The organism is Ruegeria sp. ABF4_144, assembly GCF_056160045.1.
The window spans coordinates 3,567,656-3,590,593 of record NZ_JBSWWK010000001.1; the positions used below are offsets into that span (position 1 = coordinate 3,567,656).

Annotated in this window: 14 protein-coding genes; 13 read left to right on the plus strand and 1 reads right to left on the minus strand. The window is 59.1% G+C overall.

The window, feature by feature from the left end; genetic code table 11:
• Positions 1–208: 208 nt before the first annotated feature.
• The 12 genes from ACXAGD_RS17805 (at position 209) to ACXAGD_RS17860 (ending at position 17,738) form a co-directional block, all read left to right on the plus strand.
• Positions 209–1,198 carry a BMP family protein gene (locus ACXAGD_RS17805; protein ID WP_475212227.1) on the plus strand — a complete coding sequence of 330 codons (990 nt, stop codon included), beginning with the start codon at positions 209–211 and terminating at the stop codon, positions 1,196–1,198.
• A gap of 39 nt (positions 1,199–1,237) precedes the next feature.
• Positions 1,238–2,749, plus strand: a complete 1,512-nt coding sequence (locus ACXAGD_RS17810) for an ABC transporter ATP-binding protein (RefSeq protein ID WP_475212229.1) — start codon at positions 1,238–1,240, stop codon at positions 2,747–2,749.
• Positions 2,749–3,819 carry an ABC transporter permease gene (locus ACXAGD_RS17815; RefSeq protein ID WP_475212642.1) on the plus strand — a complete coding sequence of 357 codons (1,071 nt, stop codon included), beginning with the start codon at positions 2,749–2,751 and terminating at the stop codon, positions 3,817–3,819. Before ACXAGD_RS17810 ends, ACXAGD_RS17815 begins: the two co-directional genes overlap by 1 nt.
• The gene (locus ACXAGD_RS17820) at positions 3,819–4,760 is read left to right on the plus strand and encodes an ABC transporter permease (RefSeq protein ID WP_475212644.1); all 942 of its coding nucleotides are present in this window, start codon (positions 3,819–3,821) and stop codon (positions 4,758–4,760) included. The genes ACXAGD_RS17815 and ACXAGD_RS17820 overlap by 1 nt, the downstream gene beginning before the upstream one ends.
• A gap of 8 nt (positions 4,761–4,768) precedes the next feature.
• Entirely contained in the window at positions 4,769–6,052 is a 1,284-nt protein-coding gene (locus ACXAGD_RS17825; RefSeq protein ID WP_475212231.1) for an amidohydrolase family protein, read from the plus strand.
• A gap of 159 nt (positions 6,053–6,211) precedes the next feature.
• Positions 6,212–7,792, plus strand: a complete 1,581-nt coding sequence (locus ACXAGD_RS17830; protein WP_475212233.1) for an ABC transporter substrate-binding protein — start codon at positions 6,212–6,214, stop codon at positions 7,790–7,792.
• A 103-nt stretch (positions 7,793–7,895) separates the two neighbouring features.
• A complete protein-coding gene (locus ACXAGD_RS17835) occupies positions 7,896–9,461 on the plus strand; it encodes an ABC transporter substrate-binding protein (protein ID WP_475212235.1) in 1,566 nt (521 codons plus the stop codon).
• 83 nt (positions 9,462–9,544) lie between these two features.
• Positions 9,545–10,522, plus strand: coding sequence for an ABC transporter permease (locus ACXAGD_RS17840; RefSeq protein WP_475212237.1), 978 nt, complete (start codon positions 9,545–9,547; stop codon positions 10,520–10,522).
• The gene (locus ACXAGD_RS17845) at positions 10,519–11,469 is read left to right on the plus strand and encodes an ABC transporter permease (protein WP_475212239.1); all 951 of its coding nucleotides are present in this window, start codon (positions 10,519–10,521) and stop codon (positions 11,467–11,469) included. The genes ACXAGD_RS17840 and ACXAGD_RS17845 overlap by 4 nt, the downstream gene beginning before the upstream one ends.
• A gap of 4 nt (positions 11,470–11,473) precedes the next feature.
• Positions 11,474–13,183, plus strand: coding sequence for an ABC transporter ATP-binding protein (locus tag ACXAGD_RS17850; protein WP_475212241.1), 1,710 nt, complete (start codon positions 11,474–11,476; stop codon positions 13,181–13,183).
• Between the two features lie 111 nt (positions 13,184–13,294).
• Positions 13,295–16,564, plus strand: a complete 3,270-nt coding sequence (locus ACXAGD_RS17855) for an adenylate/guanylate cyclase domain-containing protein (RefSeq protein ID WP_475212243.1) — start codon at positions 13,295–13,297, stop codon at positions 16,562–16,564.
• A gap of 10 nt (positions 16,565–16,574) precedes the next feature.
• Entirely contained in the window at positions 16,575–17,738 is a 1,164-nt protein-coding gene (locus ACXAGD_RS17860) for a hypothetical protein (protein WP_475212245.1), read from the plus strand.
• On the opposite strand, the gene ACXAGD_RS17865 is transcribed toward ACXAGD_RS17860, so the two are convergent.
• On the minus strand, positions 17,735–21,325 hold the full coding sequence (locus tag ACXAGD_RS17865) for a flavoprotein (RefSeq protein WP_475212247.1): 3,591 nt from the start codon (positions 21,323–21,325) through the stop codon (positions 17,735–17,737). The genes ACXAGD_RS17860 and ACXAGD_RS17865 overlap by 4 nt on opposite strands.
• A 385-nt stretch (positions 21,326–21,710) precedes the next feature.
• On the opposite strand from ACXAGD_RS17865, the gene ACXAGD_RS17870 reads away from it, so the two are divergent.
• The gene (locus ACXAGD_RS17870; protein WP_475212249.1) at positions 21,711–22,886 is read left to right on the plus strand and encodes a 2-aminoethylphosphonate--pyruvate transaminase; all 1,176 of its coding nucleotides are present in this window, start codon (positions 21,711–21,713) and stop codon (positions 22,884–22,886) included.
• The last annotated feature ends 52 nt before the right edge of the window (positions 22,887–22,938 follow it).

Sequence of the window (22,938 nt, forward strand, 5' to 3'; positions counted from 1 at the left end):
GCCAAACGCCGGAACCGCGTGTCGGACCGCACTTTGGACGAATGCTGATCCCGTCGCTCGGACACGTGGCGAGCAGCGGTCCCTAAATCCGACTGCCTAAAAAACGCCCCACGGTTCTGTGGAGTGGCCGGATCCCTCTTTGGCGATGGACGAAAAAATTGACTGAAAAGTAAAAAAATGCTGCGATCCAGCCACACAGGAGAGAGATATGACCAAAAGAACATTTACGCGCAGAATGCTGCTGGCCGTGGTTGCAGCGGCTTCGACATTGTACTCCGCCGGGCTGGCGGCGGCAGAAACAGTAAAGGTGGCGGCGATTTACACGTTGCCAGTGGAACAGCAATGGATCAGCCGCATCCACAAGGCCCTGAACACCGCGGCCGAGCGGGGCGACATCGAATATGTGTTCTCGGAAAATGTGGCCAATACCGATTATGAGCGTGTGATGCGCGAATATGCCGAACAGGGCGCACAGCTTGTTGTGGGCGAGGTGTTCGGTTTGGAGCGCGCCGCACGCAAGGTGGCGAAGGATTATCCGGATACGGCCTTTCTGATGGGTTCGTCCTTTGGGCCGGTGGCGCCCAATTTCTCGGTTTTTGACAACTGGATTCACGAGCCATCCTACCTGACCGGCATGGTGGCTGGCGCAGCGACGGAATCGAATGTGATCGGTATGGTCGGCGGCTATGCCATCCCCGAAGTGAACCGTCTGATGAACGCCTTCATGGACGGCGCACGCGAGGTGAACCCGGATGTCACCTTCCTCGTGACCTTCATCGACAGCTGGTATGATCCGCCCAAGGCCAAGGAAAGCGCTATCGCGATGATGGATGCAGGGGCAGACATCATGTACGCGGAGCGCTTTGGCGTTTCGGACGCAGCGGTCGAGCGTGGCGTCAAGGCAGTGGGCAACGTGATCGACACGTCTGGCGACTATCCCGGCACGATCATGGCCTCGGCCCTTTGGCACATGGAGCCGACCATCGACAAAGCCATCGCCAACGTCGCCAACGGGTCATTCGAGGCTGCGGATTACGGTCAGTACAGTTTCATGGGCTATGGTGGCGGATCGATGGTTATGGACGAAGAGCTGGTCCCGGCCGAGGTGGTTGAAGCGGTGAATGCCCGTCAGGCCGAAATTCTGGACGGTCTGTTTCGTGTGAACGTCAACGATGACCGGCCGGTCTCGGACAACTGATCGCACTCGGGCCGGTTTCTGCACCGGCCCGCTTTCCCTATGACCACAGTTCTGAAGCTCAACGGGCTGAGCAAGCATTTTGGCCCGGTTATCGCCAATGACGATGTCAGTCTAACCCTGAACAAGGGTGAGGTTCTGGCGTTGCTGGGTGAAAACGGCGCGGGCAAGACCACGCTGATGAATATGCTGTTCGGGCATTATCTGCCCGATTCAGGGTCTATTGAAGTTGCCGATACGGCGGGTGTTTTGCAACCATTACCGCTGGGCCATCCACAGGTGGCGCTGGCCGCTGGCGTGGGCATGGTGCATCAGCATTTCACGTTGGCCGAGAATATCTCGGCATTGGACAATATCACGTTGGGGTCCGAGCCCTTGTTCGCATTGCGTCGAAACAGACGTGCCGCCCGACGCAAGATCGAGAGCATCATGGCCCAAAGCGGCCTGACCGCCCCGCTGGATACGCCGGTCGGGCGGTTGTCGGTGGGTGAGAGGCAGCGGGTGGAGATCCTGAAGGCGCTTTACCGGCAAGCCCGCATTCTGGTGCTGGACGAACCCACAGCCGTTCTGACCCCGCAAGAGGCGGACACACTGTTCGAAAATATCCGCATGATGACCGCTGAGGGGCTGTCGGTCATTTTCATCAGCCACAAACTGCGCGAGGTTCTGGCCTTTTCCGACCGCATCGCTGTGCTGCGTCACGGGCGGAAGGTTGGTGAGATGGCAACCTCGGAGGCGGATGAGAAGTCCATCGCCCGGATGATGGTCGGGGCGGATACGCCAGGACTGGCAGGAGCTGCGATAGCGCCGGGCGCGCCGGTTCTGACCTTGTCGGGTGTGACAGTCGCCGGCCAGTCCAAGCGCGATACGCTCAGCGATGTGAACCTGACCGTGCATGCGCATGAAATCCTTGGGATAGCTGGGGTGTCGGGCAATGGGCAGAGCGGTTTGGCCAATGTGATCTCGGGTTTGGCACAGCCAGAACAGGGTCTAATAAAGGTGATTGAGGCAAAAATCAGCGCTCCCTGCCCTTCGGCCATGGTGCAGGCGGGTGTCGGTCGTATTCCCGAAGACCGACATCGCGAAGGCATCGTTGGCGCGATGAGCGTGGCCGAGAACATGATTATCGAGCGTTTGGACGATCCCGACGTACAATCGCGGGGGCTTCTCAGGCGAGAGGCGATTCAGGACAATGCCGAACGCCTGGCCAAGGCTTACGATGTGCGCGGGCCGGGCGTAGGCGCCTCGGCACGGCTGTTATCTGGCGGCAATATCCAAAAGCTGATTCTGGCGCGCGTGTTCGATCGGTCGCCCAGCCTGATCCTGGCCAACCAGCCTACGCGCGGGTTGGACATGGGGGCGGCGGCCGAAGTCGGTCGGCGTCTGCTTGAAGCGCGTGAACGGGGTGCGGGAGTTGTGCTGATCTCGGAAGACCTCGATGAAATTTTGGGCCTTGCCGACCGGATCGTGGTGATCCGCGACGGTGAACTACACGAGGCCCCCAGCCGCGACCGGGAACAGATCGGGCTGATGATGGCAGGAGAACCGGCATGATCCGCATCGAACCGCGCCAGACCCAGTCGCGCGCCCTCACGTTAGGCGTTCCCATCCTCTCCGCTGTTGTTGCACTGGCCTTCGCTGCGATCCCACTACTGGCCGCCGGGGCAAACCCCATGCAGGCCTATGCCGAGATGTTTCGTGGCGTGTTCGGCTCTGTTTTCGCCTTTTCCGAGGTTCTGACACGCGCAACGCCGTTGATCTTCACGGGCCTTGCAGCGGCTTTGGCCTTTCGCGCCAAGCTGTGGAATATCGGGGCCGAAGGGCAACTGTACTTAGGTGCGATGGCCGCTGTGGCTATCGGCTCGGGCGTGCTGGATGTTTCAGGCATCTTGTTGTTGCCGCTGATCGTTCTGCTAGGCGCGGCTGCGGGAGCCGCGGGGATGGTTGCGCCCACTTACCTGAAAACACGCTTTGGTGCCGATGAGGTGGTCACCACGCTGCTGCTGAACTTCATCATTTTGATCTTTGTGCAAATGATGCTGGAGGGCCCACTGCAAGACCCAATGAGCCTGGGATGGCCGCAATCGGCACCGGTTCTGGATCAGGGGATGCTGCCGCCGTTGATGGACCGGATGCGGGTGCATTCCGGGTTGATTTTGGCTCTAATACTGGCCGGATTGGCACAATTCATGTTGGCTCGATCGGTTTGGGGTTTCCGGTTGCGGGCGGTGGGCGAAAACGCCGCCGCCGCGCGGCATGCGGGGATCAACGTGAATCGCTCGTTGTTTGGCGTGGCCATCCTGTCGGGTGGGCTGGCCGGTCTGGCAGGCGTCAGTGAGGTTGCGGGTCTGAAGGGCTATTTGACCGCCGATCTGTCGCCCGGCTTTGGTTATACCGGCATTGTTGTGGCAATGCTTGCGGGCCTGTCACCGGTGGGCGTGGTCATCGCAGCGTTGTTCATCGCGTCCGTGTTCGTGGGTGCCGACAGTATGAGCCGCGCCATGGGCGTGTCGTCGTTTCTGGCTGATCTGGTGGTTTCCGTCTCGTTACTCTGCGTGCTGGTAGGCGGGTTTTTTGCCCGTTACCGGATCGTCCGGGCCAGCACCACGAGGGCCGCGTTATGATGGACATCCTGAACATCCTGCTGTCTGAGAGCTTTTGGGCCGCCTCCCTGCGCATTGCGACACCGCTGATCTTCGGTGTTTTAGGTGCGTTGATCTGCGAACGGGCAGGTGTGCTGAACCTTGGGATCGAGGGGATTTTCGTGGTCGGAGCTATGTGCGGCTGGATGGCGGTCTGGCTGGGCGCGGGCCTATGGGGCGGGGTTTTGGTTGCCGCACTGGCCGGAGCATTCTTTGGGCTGTTGCACGCCATCCTGACGGTGCCGTTGGGGCTGTCTCAGCATGTCTCAGGGTTGGGGATCACGTTGTTTGCCACTTCGGTCAGTTACTATACTTATCGAACGGCGCTACCGAATGTGTCTTCGCCGCCTCGCATTGAACCTTTCCAGCCGCTGGACTTGCCATTTCTGTCCGAATTGCCCTTATTAGGGTCTGTTTTGTTCCAGCAGACCGCGTTGACATGGCTGGCTTTGCTGATGGTAGCGGTGGTCTGGTATGTAATGAACCGCACCGCTCTGGGCGTCGCATTCAAGGCCGTAGGAGACAACCCGGACAGTGTCGATGCGCAGGGTCTGTCGGTCTATGGGCTGCGGATTGGGGCCATCGTCGCGGGTTCCGCCCTGATGGCGCTGGGCGGTGCATTCCTGACCATGAGCGCCTTTGACGCCTTTTTCTTCGGTATGGTCAACGGGCGCGGCTGGGTCTGTATCGCGCTGGTGATTTTTGCCAGCTGGCGGCCCGGCAAGGCACTACTGGGGGCGCTTTTGTTTGGGGCCTTTGACGCACTACAGGTGCGGTTGCAGACCGAGATCGGCGCATTGGTGCCGGGGCAGGTCTTCCTGATGGCCCCCTACATCCTGTCAATCATCGCACTTGTCGTCGCCGCGCGGTCGGCGGATTATCCACGCGCATTGCTTACCCCCTGGTTCAAAGGTCAACGATAGGAGCCGCCATGTTCGATCTGATCGTCAAGAATGCCAACCTGCCTGATGGTCAGACCGGGGTGGATATCGCCTGTGCCGACGGCCAGATTGTCGCCGTTGAGACCGGGATCACTGCCGAAGCGGGCGAAGTGATCAACGCCCAGGGGCAGTTGGTCTCGCCGCCCTTTGTCGATCCGCATTTCCATATGGATGCCACGCTTTCGCTGGGCACACCGCGGATGAATATCTCAGGGACGTTGCTGGAAGGGATCGCGCTGTGGGGAGAACTGAAGCCGATCCAGACGGTCGACGATATCGTTGCCCGTGCGCTGCGCTATTGCGAACTGGCTGTTGCCAAGGGAGTCGGCGCGATCCGCAGTCACGTGGATACTTGCGATGATGAACTGAAGGGTGTGCAAGCGCTGTTGCAGGTGCGGGAACAGGTGAAAGAGTATCTGGACCTGCAACTGGTCGCGTTCCCACAGGATGGCGTGTTGCGCGACCCGACCGCGATGCAGAACACGATCCGCGCGCTGGATATGGGTGTGGATGTTGTGGGTGGCATTCCTCATTTCGAGCGCACCATGGCAGACGGGGCCGAATCCGTGCGCCTGCTGTGCGAAATCGCGGCTGAGCGCGGGCTGATGGTCGATATGCATTGCGATGAAAGCGACGACCCGCTGAGCCGCCATATTGAGACGCTCGCCTACGAAACCCAACGTTTGGGTCTGAATGGGCGGGTTTCAGGGTCGCATCTGACCTCGATGCATTCGATGGACAATTACTATGTCTCCAAGCTGATCCCGCTGATGGTTGAGGCTGGGGTGCACGCGATCCCAAACCCGTTGATCAACATCATGCTGCAAGGGCGTCACGACACCTATCCCAAACGCCGAGGCCAAACCCGTGTGCGCGAGCTGCGCGATGCAGGGATCACTGTTGGGTTCGGGTCGGATTGCATGATGGACCCGTGGTATTCGCTGGGGAAGGCCGACATGCTGGATGTGGCCTTTATGGGGCTGCATGTTGGGCAGCTCTCTAGCCGGGCCGATATGGCGTGGTGTTTCGATGCGGTCACTGAAAACTCGGCCAGGATCATGGGATTAGAGGGGTATGGCGTCGCCAAAGACTGTGCCGCGAATTTCGTGCTGTTGCAGGCCAGAGACAAGATCGAAGCGATCCGGCTGCGTGCCCACCGACTGGCTGTGGTCCGCAAGGGGCGCGTGATTGCACGATCAAGCCCCATCAAGAGTGAGCTGACGCTGCCCAAGGTGCAAAAATCTCTGGACGAGTCGCGGGTGCCGTTTGCCTGATCCACGTCAGACGCCTAGGGTTTCCCTTGCGTCGCCGCGCTTATGTTCAATCTATTGTTGCAACAATCAAAATGATCTGGATGATCGGTTGCACCACGGTCGCGAAAAGCGGCTGGCCGTCACAATGACGGCGCTAACAATAAAACCGGGGAGACTACAATGATCCTAAGAAACCTGATGATTGCCGCCAGCGCCACCGCGTTGATGGCGGCGGGCGCGTCGGCCGATACCCTGCGCTGGGCGCGGGCAGGCGACTCGCTGACGCTGGACCCACATGCCCAAAACGAAGGCCCGACCTCAGCCTTGGCCCACCAGATCATGGAAACGCTGGTAATGCGCGACCATTCCGGTGCACTTGTGCCCTCGCTGGCCACCGAATGGGCACCGTCCGAAGAAAACCCGAATATCTGGGTGTTCAAGCTGCGCGAAGGCGTGACCTTCCATGACGGGGCCGAATTCGACAGTGAAGACGTGGTCTTCTCGCTGAACCGGGCGATGACACCGGATTCCGACTACAAGGAACTGCTGGCCTCAGTGAAAGAGGTGCGCGCGCCGGATAAATACACCGTTGAGATCGAGACCGATGGTCCGAACCCGATCATGCCTAACAACCTGACCAACATGTTCATGATGGACAAAGGCTGGGCCGAAGCGAACAACGCCGTGAAGGTGCAGGATTATGAAGGCGGTGAAGACACCTTTGCGGCCAAGAACGCCAACGGCACCGGCCCCTACAAGCTGGTCAGCCGCGAGCCGGATGTGAAAACCGTTCTGGCCTTGAACGAAAACTATTGGGGCAAGGATGAGTTCCCGCTGGCTGTGACCGAGATCATCTATACCCCGATCCAGAACGCCGCCACCCGCGTCGCGGCGCTGCTGTCGGGTGAGGTGGACTTCATTCAGGACGTGCCTGTGCAGGATCTTCAGCGTGTTGCCGGCGCCGACGGTCTGGACGTACGCACCGCACCGCAGAACCGGGTGATCTTTTTTGGTCTGAATATGGGCGATGCCGATCTGGCCAATGACAATGTGGACGGCAAGAACCCCTTGTCCGATGTCCGCGTTCGTCAGGCCATGTCCAAGGCGATCAACCGCGATGCGATCAAACAGGTCGTGATGCGCGGCCAGTCGGCCCCGGCGGGCATGATCGCTCCGCCCTTCGTGAATGGCTGGGATGAGGGCATGGACAGCTCGTCAACCACTGACATCGAGGGCGCCAAGGCGCTGATGGCCGAGGCAGGCTATCCGGACGGATTCACCATTCAGCTGGACTGCCCTAATGACCGCTACATCAATGATGAGGCGATCTGTCAGGCTGCCGTCGGCATGCTGGCGCAGATCGGGATCACCGTGAACCTGGATGCCAAGCCGAAGGCGCAGCACTTCCCGCTGATCAACAACCTGGAAACCGATTTCTACATGCTGGGCTGGGGTGTTCCGACCTACGACTCGGAATACATCTTCAATTTCCTCGCCCACACCAAGGGTGAGAAATACGGTTCGTGGAACGGCACCCGCTACAGCAACCCGGAATTGGATGCCAAGATCCAGGGTCTGGCCTCGGAAACCAACCTGCCCGAGCGTGACAAGCAGATCGCTGAAATCTGGCAGGTGGTTCAGGACGAACAGCTGTATATCCCGATCCACCATCAGGTGCTGAACTGGGGTATGAAGTCCAATGTCGGAACCGTGGTTGAGCCGGAAGACTCGCCCAAGATCAAGTACTTCACTCTGAACTAAAGCATTCAGATCAGTAACTTGGCAGGGCGTGATCTTCGCGCCCTGCCTTTTGCGTTACCCTTACAACACCGCCCCTTTGCGGCAGACACAGGGAGATTTCGCCATGATCCTCAGACACAGTGCCATCGGTCTTGCTATGCTTGCTGCCACCAGTTCGCAGGCGGCCGAGTTCACATGGGCCTCGACCACCGACCCACAGACAATGGACCCGCACGCGGTCAATTCGGCCCCGGTTCTGGGGTTTCTCAACAATGTCTACGAAGGGCTTGTTCGCCGCGACAAGGATATGCAGGTGGAGCCGGCCCTAGCGGTCAGTTGGGAGAGCATCGGTGAAGGTGAGGGCTGGCGCTTCAACCTGCGTGAGGGCGTGACCTTCCACGACGGCAGCACTTTTGATGCGCAGGACGTGTTGTTCAGCTATCAGCGCGCCTCGGGCGAGGCGGCGGACACGCGCAGCTGGTTTGCGCCGATCAGTGAGGTGATCGTGGTTGACGATTACACCGTCGATTTCATGACCACGGCGCCGAATCCGCTGTTTCCGTCCTCGATCGCTAACTGGATGATCATGGATCAGGGCTGGACCGAGGCGAATGACGCCACCGTCCCTGACAAGGAAACCGGCAACTATGCCACGCTCAACGCCAACGGCACCGGCGCATTCAAGGTCACCGCGCGCGAGCCGGGCTTACGGACTGTGTTAGAGCCGCATAACGGCTGGTGGGACGAGGCCGAACACAACATCACCAGCGCCGAGTTCAACCCGATCCAGAACCCCGCCACCGCCGTTGCGGCGCTGTTGTCGGGGGATGTGGACATGATCAACCCGGTGCCGATTCAGGATGTGGCGCGCCTGCAGGGCAATGCCGACGTGAACGTCATTCAGGGGATCGAAGCGCGCGTGATCATGCTGGGCTTTGACCATCAGGCCGAGGCGCTCAAGTACACCGATGACGCGGGCAAACCGAACCCGTTCCGCGACCCGCGCGTGCGCAAGGCCGTGGCGCAGGCGGTGAATGTTGATGCCATTTTGGCCACCATCATGCGCGGCAATGCCGAGGCGGCTTCGCAACTGGTCAGCCCGGCTATGAGCGGTTACGCCGCAGCCAACGCAGACCGCCCCGCCTTTGACATCGAATCCGCCAAGGCTCTGTTGGCAGAGGCTGGCTATGCAGATGGCTTTTCCTTCGGGCTGAAATGCCCCAATGACCGCTATCTGAATGATGAGGCCGTCTGTCAGGCCGTGGTCTCGATGCTTGCCCAGATCGGGCTTACCGCAGAACTGGATGCCATGCCGGTCCGCAATTACTGGCCCGAGCTGCGCGAAGGCAATTACGACATGTACCTGCTGGGCTGGAGCCCCGGCACCTTTGATGCCGAACACCCGGTTCGGTTCCTTGTGGCCACGCCGAATGAGGAAAAGAAGCTGGGCAGCTGGAACTTTGGTGGCATTTCCAACGCGCGCGTAGATGAGCTGCTGCCGATGATCCAGTCCGAACTGGATGAAACCAAACGGCAGGCCATGCTGGATGAGGTCGCGCAGATCGTTCAGGACGAACAGGTCTATGTTCCGATGTACGTGCAGCCCCTTGTCTGGGGCACGCGCAGCAATGTCGAACTGACCCAGCGCCCGGACAACTTCTTTCTGCTGCGCTGGGTGACGGTCAACTGATGGAACGTCGCGTCTGCCTGTTAGCGATAGCTTGACCACCTGGTCAAAGGCGGCCTAGGAAGACCGATCAACGAGGGAAACGCATGTTCGCATATATCGTCCGAAGGATGTTCCAATCCGTGATCGTGCTGCTGGTCGTGGGTCTGGTGGCCTTTTCCATGTTCCGCTTTGTCGGTGATCCGATCGACAATATGCTGGGGCAGGAACGCACACAGGCCGACATTGATCGGTTGCGCACCGAGCTGGGCCTGGATCAGCCCTTTCCGGTTCAGTATTTCAAGTTCCTGAAAGGTGCGGTGCAGGGCGATTTCGGCGTCTCATACCGTCAAGGGCGGCCGGTCTCGACCATTCTAATCGAACGCGCGCCCGCCACGTTGGAACTGGCCTTTGTCTCGGGCTTTCTGGCCATCACAATGGGCATTGCGCTGGGCGTCTTCACGGCGATCCGACGACAAGGGATCGCCGCAAATGTCATCATGACCGTTTCGCTGCTTGGGGTGTCTCTGCCAACTTTCCTGATCGGGATATTGCTGATCTATGTCTTTTCAATCGAACTTGGTTGGCTGCCCAGTTTCGGCAGGGGTGAAACGGTGAAGATCGGCAATTGGTCCACCGGGTTTCTGACGGCCTCGGGGCTAAAGGCGCTGATCCTGCCAGCGATCACGCTGGGCTTGTATCAGATGACGCTGATCATGCGGCTGGTGCGGTCAGAAATGCTCGAGGTGATGCGCGCCGATTACGTCCGGTTCGCCCGCGCCCGAGGGCTGTCGGACCGGGTCATCAATTTCCGCCATGCGCTGAAAAACACGCTGGTGCCGGTTATTACGATCACGGGTTTGCAGCTGGGCTCGATCATCGCCTTCGCCATCATCACCGAGACGGTGTTCCAATGGCCGGGCGTCGGTCTGCTGTTCATCAACGCGATCCAGTTTGTCGATATCCCCGTCATGGCCGCTTATCTGATGCTGATCTCGGTCATGTTCGTGACGATCAACCTGATTGTCGATCTTCTTTACTATGCCATTGACCCGCGCCTGCGTGTCGACGCGAGGGCCACATGACCGATACCATCGAAACCCCGCCATCCGCCCCCAAATCGCGTTTTGCCAAGTTCTGGGACAGCGATTTTGCGTGGTCGTTCCGGCATTCTCCGGTGGCCATGGTGGCATCGCTTGTCGTGGTGATCCTTGTGCTGGCGGCCATCTTCGCGCCGCTGATCGCGCCCTATAACCCGTTCGACCCGGCCACGTTGAACCTGATGAACGGCTTTACCCCGCCGGGCACGCCGAACGCCTTCACGCAGGAAACCTTCCTGCTGGGGACTGACGACCAAGGGCGCGACGTGTTCTCGACCATCTTGTATGGGCTGCGGATTTCGCTGTTTGTTGGGGCGTCGGCGGTGCTGCTGGCGATGATCATCGGCGTGATCCTTGGCCTTATGGCCGCCTATTATGGCGGCTGGGTTGAGACCATCATCATGCGGATCGCCGATGTGCAGCTTACCTTTCCGGCCATTCTGGTTGCTATGCTGATCTTTGGTATCGCCAAGGGGGTGACACCGCCCGAATACCGTAACGCGATGGCGATCTACGTGCTGATCGTCGCGATTGCCCTGTCGGATTGGGTGCAGTTCGCCCGAGTTGTCCGTGGTGCCGCGCTGGTGGAAAAGAACAAGGAATACGTTCAAGCCGCACGCCTGATCGGGCGTGGCTCGATCCCGATCATGTTCCGTCACATCCTGCCCAACGTGCTCAGCCCGGTTTTGGTGATCGCCACGATCTCGCTGGCGCTGGCGATTATCGCCGAGGCAACGCTCAGCTTCCTTGGCGTCGGCGCGCCGCCGACCCAACCCTCATTGGGCACGCTGATCCGCATCGGACAGGGCTTCCTGTTCTCAGGTGAGTGGTGGATCTTGTTCTTCCCGGCCTGCACCCTTCTGGCGCTGGCCCTGTCTGTGAACCTGCTGGGCGACTGGCTGCGCGACGCGTTGAACCCAAAGCTGCGGTGACTTCATGAGCCTTCTGACAATCAACGACCTGACGGTCGAATTCCCAACCCGCCGCAAACTGTTCACTGCCGTGGACCATGTGGATCTGTCGGTGGAGCCCGGTGAGATTCACGGCCTCGTTGGCGAATCCGGTGCTGGTAAGTCCACCATCGGTGCCGCGATCATGGGCCTGCTGGACCGCCCCGGCCGCATTGCCAGCGGCACCATCCGGTTGAGCGGCGATCAGATCAGCGGTCTGGACGCCGAGGCGATGCGCGGGCTGCGCGGCAAGAAGATCTCGATGATCTTTCAGGACCCGCTGACCTCGCTGAACCCTCTGTTTACCGTCCGCGAGCAACTGGTCGAAACCATTCAGGCTCATCTGGGCGGGTCGGAGGTCGAGGCCGGCAAACGCGCTCGGGACCTGATTGACCGGGTGGGTATTCCCGACCCGGATACGCGGCTGGATCAGTACCCGCACCAATTCTCGGGCGGGATGCGGCAGCGTGTGGTGATTGCACTGGCGCTGTGCACCGAGCCGGACGTGATCATCGCGGATGAACCAACCACGGCTCTGGATGTCTCGGTTCAGGCGCAGATTCTGGACCTGACTAAGGAGCTGGCACGGGAACGTCAGGTGGGCGTCATCCTGATCACTCACGATATGGGCGTGATCGCTGATACAACCGACAAGGTGACGGTGATGTATGCTGGCAAGGTGGTCGAAACCGGCCCCACGTCTCAGGTCATGGGTCAGCCCCGCCACGAATACACCAAGTCGCTGATCGCCGCCGTGCCTCGGCCGACTCTGAAACTGCACCGCTTTCCGCAGATCAGCTATGGCGGGCGCGAGACGCGCTTTGCCATCGAGGACATGGCGCGCCATTGGCCAAAGGTGGACAATGACACCACCAAACCGGTGTTCGAGATCCGAAACCTGACCAAAAAGTTCCTGCAAAAGAAGGGCCTGCTGCCTTGGGATCGCACATATTTCACCGCCGTTGACGACGTCAGCTTTGATATCCGCGCCGGTGAAGTGTTTGGCGTTGTGGGAGAGTCCGGTTCGGGCAAGTCCACCGTCGCGCGGATGATTGCGGGACTATACCCGGTGGATGGCGGCACCATTACCTTTGAGGGGCAGGTGGTCAGCGATCTGACCAACCGGACCGCGCTGGATGCGTATCGCAAGAATATCCAGATGATCTTTCAGGACCCGTATTCCTCGCTCAATCCCCGGATGCGGGTGGATGACATCGTGGCCGAACCGATCCGCCATCACCGGCTGATGGATGGCGTCGATATCAAGCGCCGCGTCGATGAGCTGTTGGATCAGGTGGGCCTGGGCCATGAGGCCGGGATGAAATACCCGCATGAGTTCTCGGGCGGTCAGCGTCAGCGGATTTCCATCGCTCGCGCTTTGGCCACGCAGCCGCGTTTCCTGATCTGTGACGAACCCACCAGTGCGCTGGACGTCTCGATTCAGGCGCAGATCCTGAACATCCTGAAGGATTTGCAGGAACATCTGGGCCTGACCCTGCTGTTCATCAGCCACGATCTGCCGGTGGTGCGCCAGATGTGCGACCGGGTCGCGGTGATGAAACAGGGCAAAGTGGTCGAGCTACAGGAGACCAACGACCTGTTCGCCAATCCGCAGACAGATTACGCCAGCGAATTGCTGCGCCTGATGCCGCGGCTGGACGATCTGTCGACCGAAGGGCTGAGTGCTGAGGTCTGAGTTTCAAGCATATGGGCGTACATAAACATTAATTTCGTTAAGTATTGCAGACTCAGGCGGGTTTGCTGTGCTAGGTCTGACTCTGAAGTAAGGGGGCTTCAGAGGGGCGACATGTCTCAGGACCTTAGGGACTGGCTGGGCGCGCTTGGACTATCTGAATACGCGCAAGCCTTTTTGGATAATAAAATTGATTTCGCAATTCTGCCCGATCTTACGGGCGAAGACCTGATCGAAATCGGAGTGACCGCTGTCGGAGACCGCCGCAGGCTGCTGCGCGCGATTGCTACGCTTGAGACAGTTGAAACCGTTCAGCCCTATGAACCCGACGCTCCACCCGAACCTGCCAAACGGCAAGTGACGGTGATGTTTGCCGACCTTACCGGATTTACCCGACTGACCAGCGAGCTGGACGCCGAAGACATGCACGCGCTGCTGAATGCGTTCTTTGCCAAGGTCGATCACGTGGTCGAAAAATTCGGCGGTCGGATCGACAAGCATATCGGTGACGCGGTCATGGCAGTATTCGGCGCGCCGATTTCCCACACCAACGACACCGAGCGCGCAGCTCGCGCGGCGCTGGAAATTCACGCGGTATTGCCAAGTTTGAACCCGCCGGTCTCATGCCATATTGGCATCGCCTCAGGTCAGGTGATTGCCAGTTCGACGGGTAGTGACGCGCATACGGAATACACCGTGACCGGCGATGGCGTGAACCTCGCCTCGCGTATCACCGATATGGCCGTGCCGGGTGAAACCTTTGTTTCACACGACATTCAGCGCGCGTTAGGGCCGCTTTTTGTCGGTGAATCTATGGGCAAGAAGGACATCAAGGGCCTGAACGAACCGGTCGAGCTGTGGCGGTTGGACCGGCTGGCGCGCAATATCCGGTCGCGGCGGCACCGTTTTGTCGGACGTGAGCGCGAGTTGTCTCTGTTCTCGGCCACGTTCGACCGCTGCCAGCAGCACGGCAAGGGCGAGGTCCACATCGTTCTGGGGGAACCGGGGATTGGCAAGACCCATCTGTCCGAACAGGTTGCCGAAATGGCCGGCAGCCTCAACTACTCGATCCACAATGGAGTGGTCATGGACTTCGGCGCGCGTGAGGGGCATTCGGCTATTCAATCCGTTGCGCGCAGCATTCTGGGGCTCGAGGCTTTGGATGATACCGCCACCTGCGCTGCGATGGCACAGGATGCCGTGGCCAAGGGCTGGGTCTCGCCCTCGAACGCCGCCCACCTGAACGCACTGCTTGAATTGGAGCAGGACCCGGGTGTGGCCGAAGTCTATGCCGTGATGGACAATGCCACCCGCCTGCGGGGTCGGCGGCAGGTGATTGACGAATTGATTGCCGCGCGCAGCCGTGAAGCACCGATGCTGATCCAGATCGAGGATATCCACTGGGCGGCGCCGGATATTCTGACGGCCTGCGCCCATATCGCCGCAACCACGCGCGACTTGCCCTGCGTTTTGTTGATGACCAGCCGGGTCGAGGGCGACCCGATCAATCGTGAATGGCAGATGAGCACGGACGGGGCGTTGATCTCGAAACTGGAACTGGCGCCAATGGGTGAAGATCAGGCCCGGCAACTGGTCGAAGAGTTCACAGGAATTGATCCGGAGCTTTTGGACGCCTGTGTGCAGCGCGCCGGGGGTAATCCGCTGTTTCTGGAACAACTCTTGCGCAATATCGACGTGCTGAAACGTGAATCCGTGCCGGGCAGCATTCAAGGCATCGTGCAGTCGCGCTTGGATGCGCTGGACCGGTCCAGTCGGGCAGCGATTCAGGCGGCCTCGGTGCTGGGGCAGCGCTTCTCGCCCGAGGTGCTGAACTTTGTTTTGGGCGAAGGGCATCTGGATACCTCGACCCTGATCCGGTCGGCCCTGATCCGTGAGGCCGGGACTGAGTTGATGTTTGCCCATGCCCTGATCCGCGACGGGTCTTACGCGACGCTGGTCAAATCCGAGCGCGCGCGGCTGCATCGTCAGGCCGCGAAATGGTTCGAGGATCGCGATGCCACCTTGCGGGCGCAGCATTTGGACCGGGCAGGCGCAACCAATGCCGCACAAGCCTACCTAGAGGCTGCCGAGAACCTGATCCAGGCCTTTCAGTTCGATGATGCGAGCCCGCTGATCGAACGGGCGCTGGAGTTGCCTGCACCGTCCGGGGTGCGGTTCGATCTGTTCTGTGCGCGAGGTGAGACTCACCGATTACAAGGCCTGTCGGACGATGCGTTGCGAGAATTCAAAGAGGCCGCAGATCTGGCCGAGACCGATGAACAGGTCAGCCGTGCCCATATCGGGCTGGCGCAGGCGGCTCGGCAAGCCAGCCTGTATAAGGACGCGCTACAAAGCCTCGACACCGCCGAAGAGGCGGCAGAGCGGTGCGGGTCCGAGCGGGACATTGCCCAGATCAACTATGTGCGGGGCAATGTTTATTTCCCGCTGGGTCGGGTCGAAGACGCGATGCAGAGCAATGAAAAGGCTCTAACACTAGCCAGAAAGCTGGAATCAGCCCGGTTGGAGGTTGGTGCACTCAGCGGGTTTGGCGACGCCAATTTCATGAATGCGACGATGCAGACCGCCACCGGGTTCTACACGCAAGCGGTCGAACGGGCGCGCGAAAAGGGGCTGGTGCGCGATCTGGCCGCGAACCTGCATAACCTCAGTGTGGCGCGCAGCTATACCGGCGATGTGGCGCAGGGCAAGCGCGACGCGCAAGAAGCCATTGAGGTGTCGCAGAAGTATTTCGCCTTTGTCCCCGAATGCGTAGCGCAGACCTGTCTGGGCGTGGCGCACATCTTTCTGGGTGAATTGGATCAGGCGCTTGAGACCTTCACGGTTTCGGCCGAGATCGCCAACCGTGTCGGTGCCAAGCGGCTTGAGGCGCAAGCGTTAGAGCATCTGGCCCGCACGCAAGTTTACGCAGGGCAGCTGGAAAAGGCGCGTGAAACAGGCGAACACGCCGTTGAGATCGCGTTGGAACATGGCCGCAATTTCGTGGGCCCCAAGGCGTTGTCAGCGCTCGCCATGGCAGAAACAGACCCTAATAGGCAAGATCAGCATCTGAAACTCGGTGCTCAGATCATTGCCGAAGGCTGCGTCGGCCATAGCCATCTACATTTCTACCCCGATGCCAGCGCCGTCATGCTGGCGCGGCAGGAATGGGACAGGGCTACGGAATACGCGGATGCTCTGGCAAAGTTCACAGCCGAAGAACCCTTGCCGATGGTAGATTTGTCGATTCAACACGCAAAGGTTCTGGCCGCGTGCGGCGGCTGGGGCATTCCTATGTCCGCGCATGAGGATTTTGACGCGCTGGGCGCGCGGTTTGCTGAGATGGGTATCACGCAGTCCCTGGTCGGCAGTTGGACCACGTCATGAGAGGGGCTGAATGAGCGTCGAAAAGAAGGTTTGGTGGATCTCCGGCGCCCTGACCTTTGGTCTGGCGATCCTGCTCTTCAGGCTTCTGGTTGCACTGAACCATTTCGAAGGCGACCCAACGCAGCTGCCGGATCAGGCCTCGGTCGATGAGTATCTGCAAAAACTGGGGAATGCACCGGAGTACCGCGTTAGAACCGGCATCTTCATCAAGTCGTTCAGCTTTAATGGCGCTAGCGACGTGCATGTCAGCGGTTATATCTGGCAGCACTACGAAGACGGCGTCCATGACGCGATCAAACCCGCTGAGGGAGAGGTTGGGTTCATTCTGCCCGAAGCAACCGATGCTGCGAATGGCCTGATCGAAGAGGTCTATCGCATGGATCAGGGCGGGTCGGAACTGATCGGCTGGTATTTCGAACAGACCTTGCGGCAGAGCTTTGATTACACCAGTTACCCCTTCGACCACAAAACCGTCTGGGTTCGGTTCTGGCCCGGCGAGTTTGATGTAGATGTGGCTCTAATACCAGACTTTTCGGCCTATCCGGCCACTGGGCCAGAGGATATCTTTGGCATCGATCCCCGCATCGTCATGGGCACATGGGAGCGAGAGAACACCTATTTTGACTATCGTCAGTCCGATCTGGATACCACGCTGGGCATCGGAGAGAACGAGTTCCAAACCAACCTTCCGGAACTGCACTACAACTTTGTCATCAAGCGGAATTTTGGGAATGCGTTCATCGTTCACATGATCCCGTTAATCGTGGTGACGATGCTTCTGTTCGGCGCGGTGATGACTGTCACCCGCCGCCCCAATCTGGTGGATCGCCACGATTTCAGCACCTCAAGCGTGATCGGCACCTGTTCGGTCTTGTTCTTCGTGATCCTTTTGGCCCATGTTCAACTGCGCGAAGGTTTTGCCGGATCACCGGTGATCTACATGGAATCGTTCTTTTTCCTAATGTATTTCCTATTGCTGGCGGTCTCGATCAACACCTACCTGTTCGCATCCGAGGCAGTGCCCTCGCTGCGGTTCATCCACTATAAGGACAACCTGTATCCCAAGGCCGCATTCTGGCCCTTTGTCCTGCTTTGCATGGTGGGGATCACGGTCTACAACCTCAGCCTAAAGGCTGGGCCCGAGGATGAGGCCGTGGTCGAAATTCAGAACTAGGCGGGTGGTTGATAGCCCGGCTTGGGCGTGCCTGTAGCCATATCCAACGTGTATTCAGCGATAACCTCGGATGTGCCCTGTTCCCATTGGTCCAGATACTTGGTCGGATGCGCGATCACATAGGTATAGGCGGGCTTTTTCACGCCATCTATCAACACGTTAATCCGTTTGCGGACATAGACGTTATCAGGCTCGTTGGGGCCGTGATAACCTTCCAGCTTGTCCAGTTCCTTCATCCCGGAGGACGAGACGCGATAGACCTCGCCTTTCACCGCTTTGCCTCGGCCTTTCTGATCGACCAGCGTGGCCATACGATGAAGGAACCCGCAATTGGGATTGTCGCAATGCGGCTCGTGCGGGACGATCAGGGGCATCCGTTGCCGGGTTATGGCCTCGCCGACAAAGTCATCCAGCACCTCGATATGGGCATCGTGGTTCGGGAAGCCTTTCTTGAGCGACCCATAGGTGAAGTAGAGGTAAGTCTTTTCGCGATCCTCGATCAGATTGCTTTCATCCTCTTCTTCAAACTCGGTCAGGGTATGGGTGTTGGCCCATTCGTCCAGCATCTCGACGATTTCTTCCGCGAGTTTGTGGCCCTTGGTGTTGTTGGGGTTCTGCAGGAAATGAATGCAGGAACTTGCGTCGATCCCGTCGGCCCCCAGCAGGATTTCCACCATTTCGACCGAGTTGTTCATCACCGCCACATGCAGGCTGGTGAAGCCGTGGTCATTTGTGGCGTTTACGTTGATGCCCCGGTCGATCAGGGCTTGTGCGGCCTCAAGGTCGGGCTTGCCCAGATCCAACCCTTCATCGTTCAACTCACCTTGGCCGCCAGCGGCGTAGTGCAGCAACGTGTCACCGTTGCTGTCGTCGACGATGTCGATTCCGGCCATGCCAGCTTCGATGGCCTGGAACACCCGGCCCCATTGCGCGAAATCGTCCGAGGCGGCGGCCTCTTGCGCCCATTTGCAGATGTTGTGCTCTTGATCGGCCAGTTCCTCGAAGGCTTCGTCCAGCACTTCCATGATCTGGTCGGGGGTCGCCATCATGCCGATCCCCATCCTGCCGTTCGAAAGCCTGCCCTTGCGCGGACCAACCAAATCGATGCCCAGATCGCGCAGCTTTTCAACGTTTCGCTGGGTGGTGACGTTGTTCCACATGTTGGTGTTGCAGGCCGGGCAGAGGATCGCGGGCTTATTCCGGTACTGCCATGCCACAAAGACCGAGGACAGCAGGTTGTCGGCAATCCCGTTGGCAATCTTGCCCATAGAGTTGCAGGTCACCGGTGCCACGATCACGCAATCCGCCCAGTCGCACAACGCCAGATGCGAGGCGCGCAGAGGCATTCCGAACTCGATATAGCGGAAATTCCATTCGTCATCGTCGCGATAATAGTCATTGTGGGTGATGCATTTTTCGATCCGCTCGGTGCCGAAATCACGAAAGAACTTCTCGGCCGAAACTGAGGGGATCAGTTTCACGTTGTGACCGGCCGCGGTGATCCGTTCCACCAGTTCCGGCACTTTGTCCGCCGCTGAGGACCCGCATGCACACAGCAGCACGTTGCGCTTTTCTGTAGGCGCATCGGTCAGCCCGCCTTTGGGATAGCCAAATATGTTCTTGTCCAGGCTGGGGGATTCATGGCGCAGCAGAACCGGCAGCCCGGCCTCGCGCACACGTTCCTGCAGATGACCTTTCAGGATCATGTCGACGATATCGGTGCGCCGACCCAGACATTCGCCCTGAAAGAACAGATAGGGCGCCTTTTCCTTGCCAGTCAGAACGTTCAGTTGTCGCCGCATCTTCATCACATTGGCCCCGTGGCCTTCGATGTCGATCAGCTTGACGCTGGTAATGCCGATATTGGCCAGAATACTGCGTAACATGTAGGACCACGGGTCTTCGTCCGCATAGAACATGACGATTGGGTGGTTCGCCACGATGCGGGCGACGTCAGTCGGGTCTTCGGGCGGCTCGTGTTCCTCGATCACCAGCATGGCCGGGTTCTTGAGGTCTCGCAGGCCGCGGAAGATGTGCCCGCGCGGGGCTTGCCAGACCTGCGAGGTGGCGGGGCTCATGTCCACCACCGTTACCAGATCGCTTTCTTCGTCATACGCGATGCAAAGGCACCAGAACTCCTCCAGCAGTGCGGTTTCGCGATACACGTTCTCGGGCGGGCGGATGACCTCGAACCCCAGCACGCGGTTGAAGTCGATATTGATCATCAGATGCCGGTCCTGATCTTCGTTCAGGCTGTGCAGCTTGTCACGGAACCAATCCTCGGGTGACTTGTCGTCTTGCCCTCTGCGCGTGGCATAGCCGTGGAAGGTGCTGCCCAGATGCACGTCCGGCGACTGGCTGAGATAGCGTTTCGCCAGCGTGTGCATTTCCCGGGCGGTGGAGACCCGACTGAGCGCGTCGGTGAAATTGGTTTGCGTGGCGATCAGCAGCTTGTCTTCATCGACCTGCGCATCGCCCAGGATCGCAAGGCTCTCAGCCAGCACACCCAACGAGTTCATGTTCGGGCTGGCCCGCCGGAACAGGTTGCGCCGTTTCTTAGGGTCTTTGGCCAGATATTGCGTGCTGTCGACATAGTTGCAGTCCTGCTGCAACGTCTGCAGGTTTGTCTTCACCGCCTCGCGCGCCGAGAACCGCAGAATGCCCCGCGACCGCATCGAGGTTCCGTCGCGGTCCGACATCCCCGCCCAGATGCGATCTATCGTGGTGACCCACAGTTTGCCGTATTTTTCGGGATGTACGTCCATCATGTGCACCAGCCCGGTGCTGGGGTTACACTTGGCGATGATGGCAAAATGCCCGCCCGGCATGTTCGGTTTGCCATGGGCAACGCCTACCTGGAAATTCGCCACCAAAATGTCGTTGTCGCCACCCAGTCTGTTGGATTCGTCGATTGCCTCCAGCAGCAACTCGACCGAGGTCGTGGCCTCATCCATGAAATAGGCCTGAACCTGCACTTTCTCGCGCAGGCCTTGCGAGTGAATGAAGGTACATGCAACGTCATACAGTTCGCCCAGCGAGATGCCATCATTCACGACGAATGAAGTCGGTAGGCCGCATTCGCGAAAGATGTCGTTCACCTCGCAGCTGAATCCCAGCGCCGACATGCTCAGTGCTGCCGCCGTGACGCTGCAACAATTGATAGGTTGCTGGAAGTTTTGCAGATGCACGCTGACCAGATCGCCGAACAGGGTGTCGTAACAGGCCTCGCGCACCTTGGTGGGAATTTCAAACCAATGGTTGCTGGACAGGTAAGCCAGCTTGGTGCCGGGCGTGGCCAGCGCTTCGAGGCTGACGGGAATGTCGAAAATCTCAAGATGCTCTTCGTAGAAATAGTCCCCTGTGTCGGCCGTGGCCAGAACCATTCCGTCCTGTCGCAGCTGCACCTCTCCACCAAGAACTACGTACATGCCTTGCGAGGGTAACACCGTTTCATCCGACACCTCGAAGCACTCGAAATGTGGCCGAATAGCTGACGGGTCATCCGCAGGCAGGATGTCCTGTATCAAGGCCCATTCGGGTTCGGTTGGAATGAAGGAAATGGTGTTTTCAATCGGGTCTTTAGGCACGTCTGTTCCCCCCTGAACTTAGCCGTGAAACGCATAAAAGAACCAACGCTGGGTCTTGTGCCTAAGTCAGGCCGCAGTGGTCACACGGAATTTCATGACCGGCCCGATGGGGCATTCTGCGCTGGCCGGGCCGTGCAATCGCGGGAATTAGCGCGAACAAAATGGCCCAATTGGCCACACCGTAGCTTATTTGGACACAAAAATCACGGATGTTCTTGATTTGACTACGCGAATTAACAAAGGCCAAACCTCACCGTTTTTCTACGGTTTGATGTCAGATTTCTGACAGCACTCTGTTCATAGAGAAAAGCTATAGTGTCTGGAAAAAACGGGCGACTGCAAATAGCTGTTGGCCACGCCCAACCCGTTAACAAGGCCTTCTGACATGTCTTCCTTTCCCCGCCCCGAACTCGGAGAACCCTACCTGCTGACGCCGGGGCCGCTGACGACTTCGTATTCCGTGAAACAGACGATGCTGCGCGACTGGGGCAGCTGGGACGGTGACTTTCGCGCCATGACGGCCGAATTGCGCGCCCGACTGCTGGACCTGCTGGGCGATGGCAAAGAAGGCTATGACTGTGTACCCATGCAGGGATCGGGCACCTTCGCGGTCGAGGCAATGCTGACCTCGATGATTCCGTCCGACGGAAAAGCATTGGTTCTGGCCAATGGCGCCTATGGCAAACGCGCAGCACAGACGCTGGCCTATACCGGTCGCGCCCACGTGGTGCTAGACAAGGGTGACTACCTGCCGCCTCGCGGTGTAGATGTGACGCAGATTCTGGCCGACGATCCGGCGATCACCCATGTGGTTGCGATCCATTGCGAAACAAGCTCGGGCATCCTGAACCCGTTGCATGAAATTTCCGAGGCCACGGCCGCGGCAGGCCGCAAGCTGTTGATCGACAGCATGTCGGCCTTTGGGGCGATCCCGCTGCAACCTAGTGAGTACACCTTCGAGGCGCTGGTCTCTTCGGCCAACAAGTGCATCGAAGGCGTGCCGGGCTTTGGCTTTGTCCTGGCCCGCAAGTCGGCTCTGGCCGAGGCGAAAGGCAATTGCCCCTCGCTCAGCCTGGACCTGCACGCGCAGTGGGAGGCGATGGAGAAAACCGGCCAGTGGCGCTTTACCCCGCCGACCCATGTGGTTGCGGCCTTCCTGCAAGCGCTGACCGAACATGCCGCCGAAGGTGGTGTGGCCGGGCGCGGAGCCCGCTATAAACGCAACCGCGATGTCATGGTGTCGGGGATGCGCGATCTGGGATTCGAAACCTTGCTGTCGGATGAATGGCTGTCGCCGATCATCGTCACCTTTTTCTGCCCCGCAGACCCGAATTTCGATTTCGGCCGGTTCTACGATCTGATGAAAGATCAGGGCTTTATCATCTATCCCGGCAAACTGACCGAGGTTGAAAGCTTCCGCGTTGGTTGCATAGGTCGCATGGATGCGGACGTGATGCGCGCTGTGGTTGCCGCCGCAAAACAGGCGTTGGTTGAGATGAACATTGCCAGCGCCGCGCCACCGGCCGAGGCGGTCGCATCCCGCATGGAGCAGATCGCCTAATGCAAAACGACGAAAGCGTCGTCAAAGTGACGTAACTTTCGGCGTTTTCGTC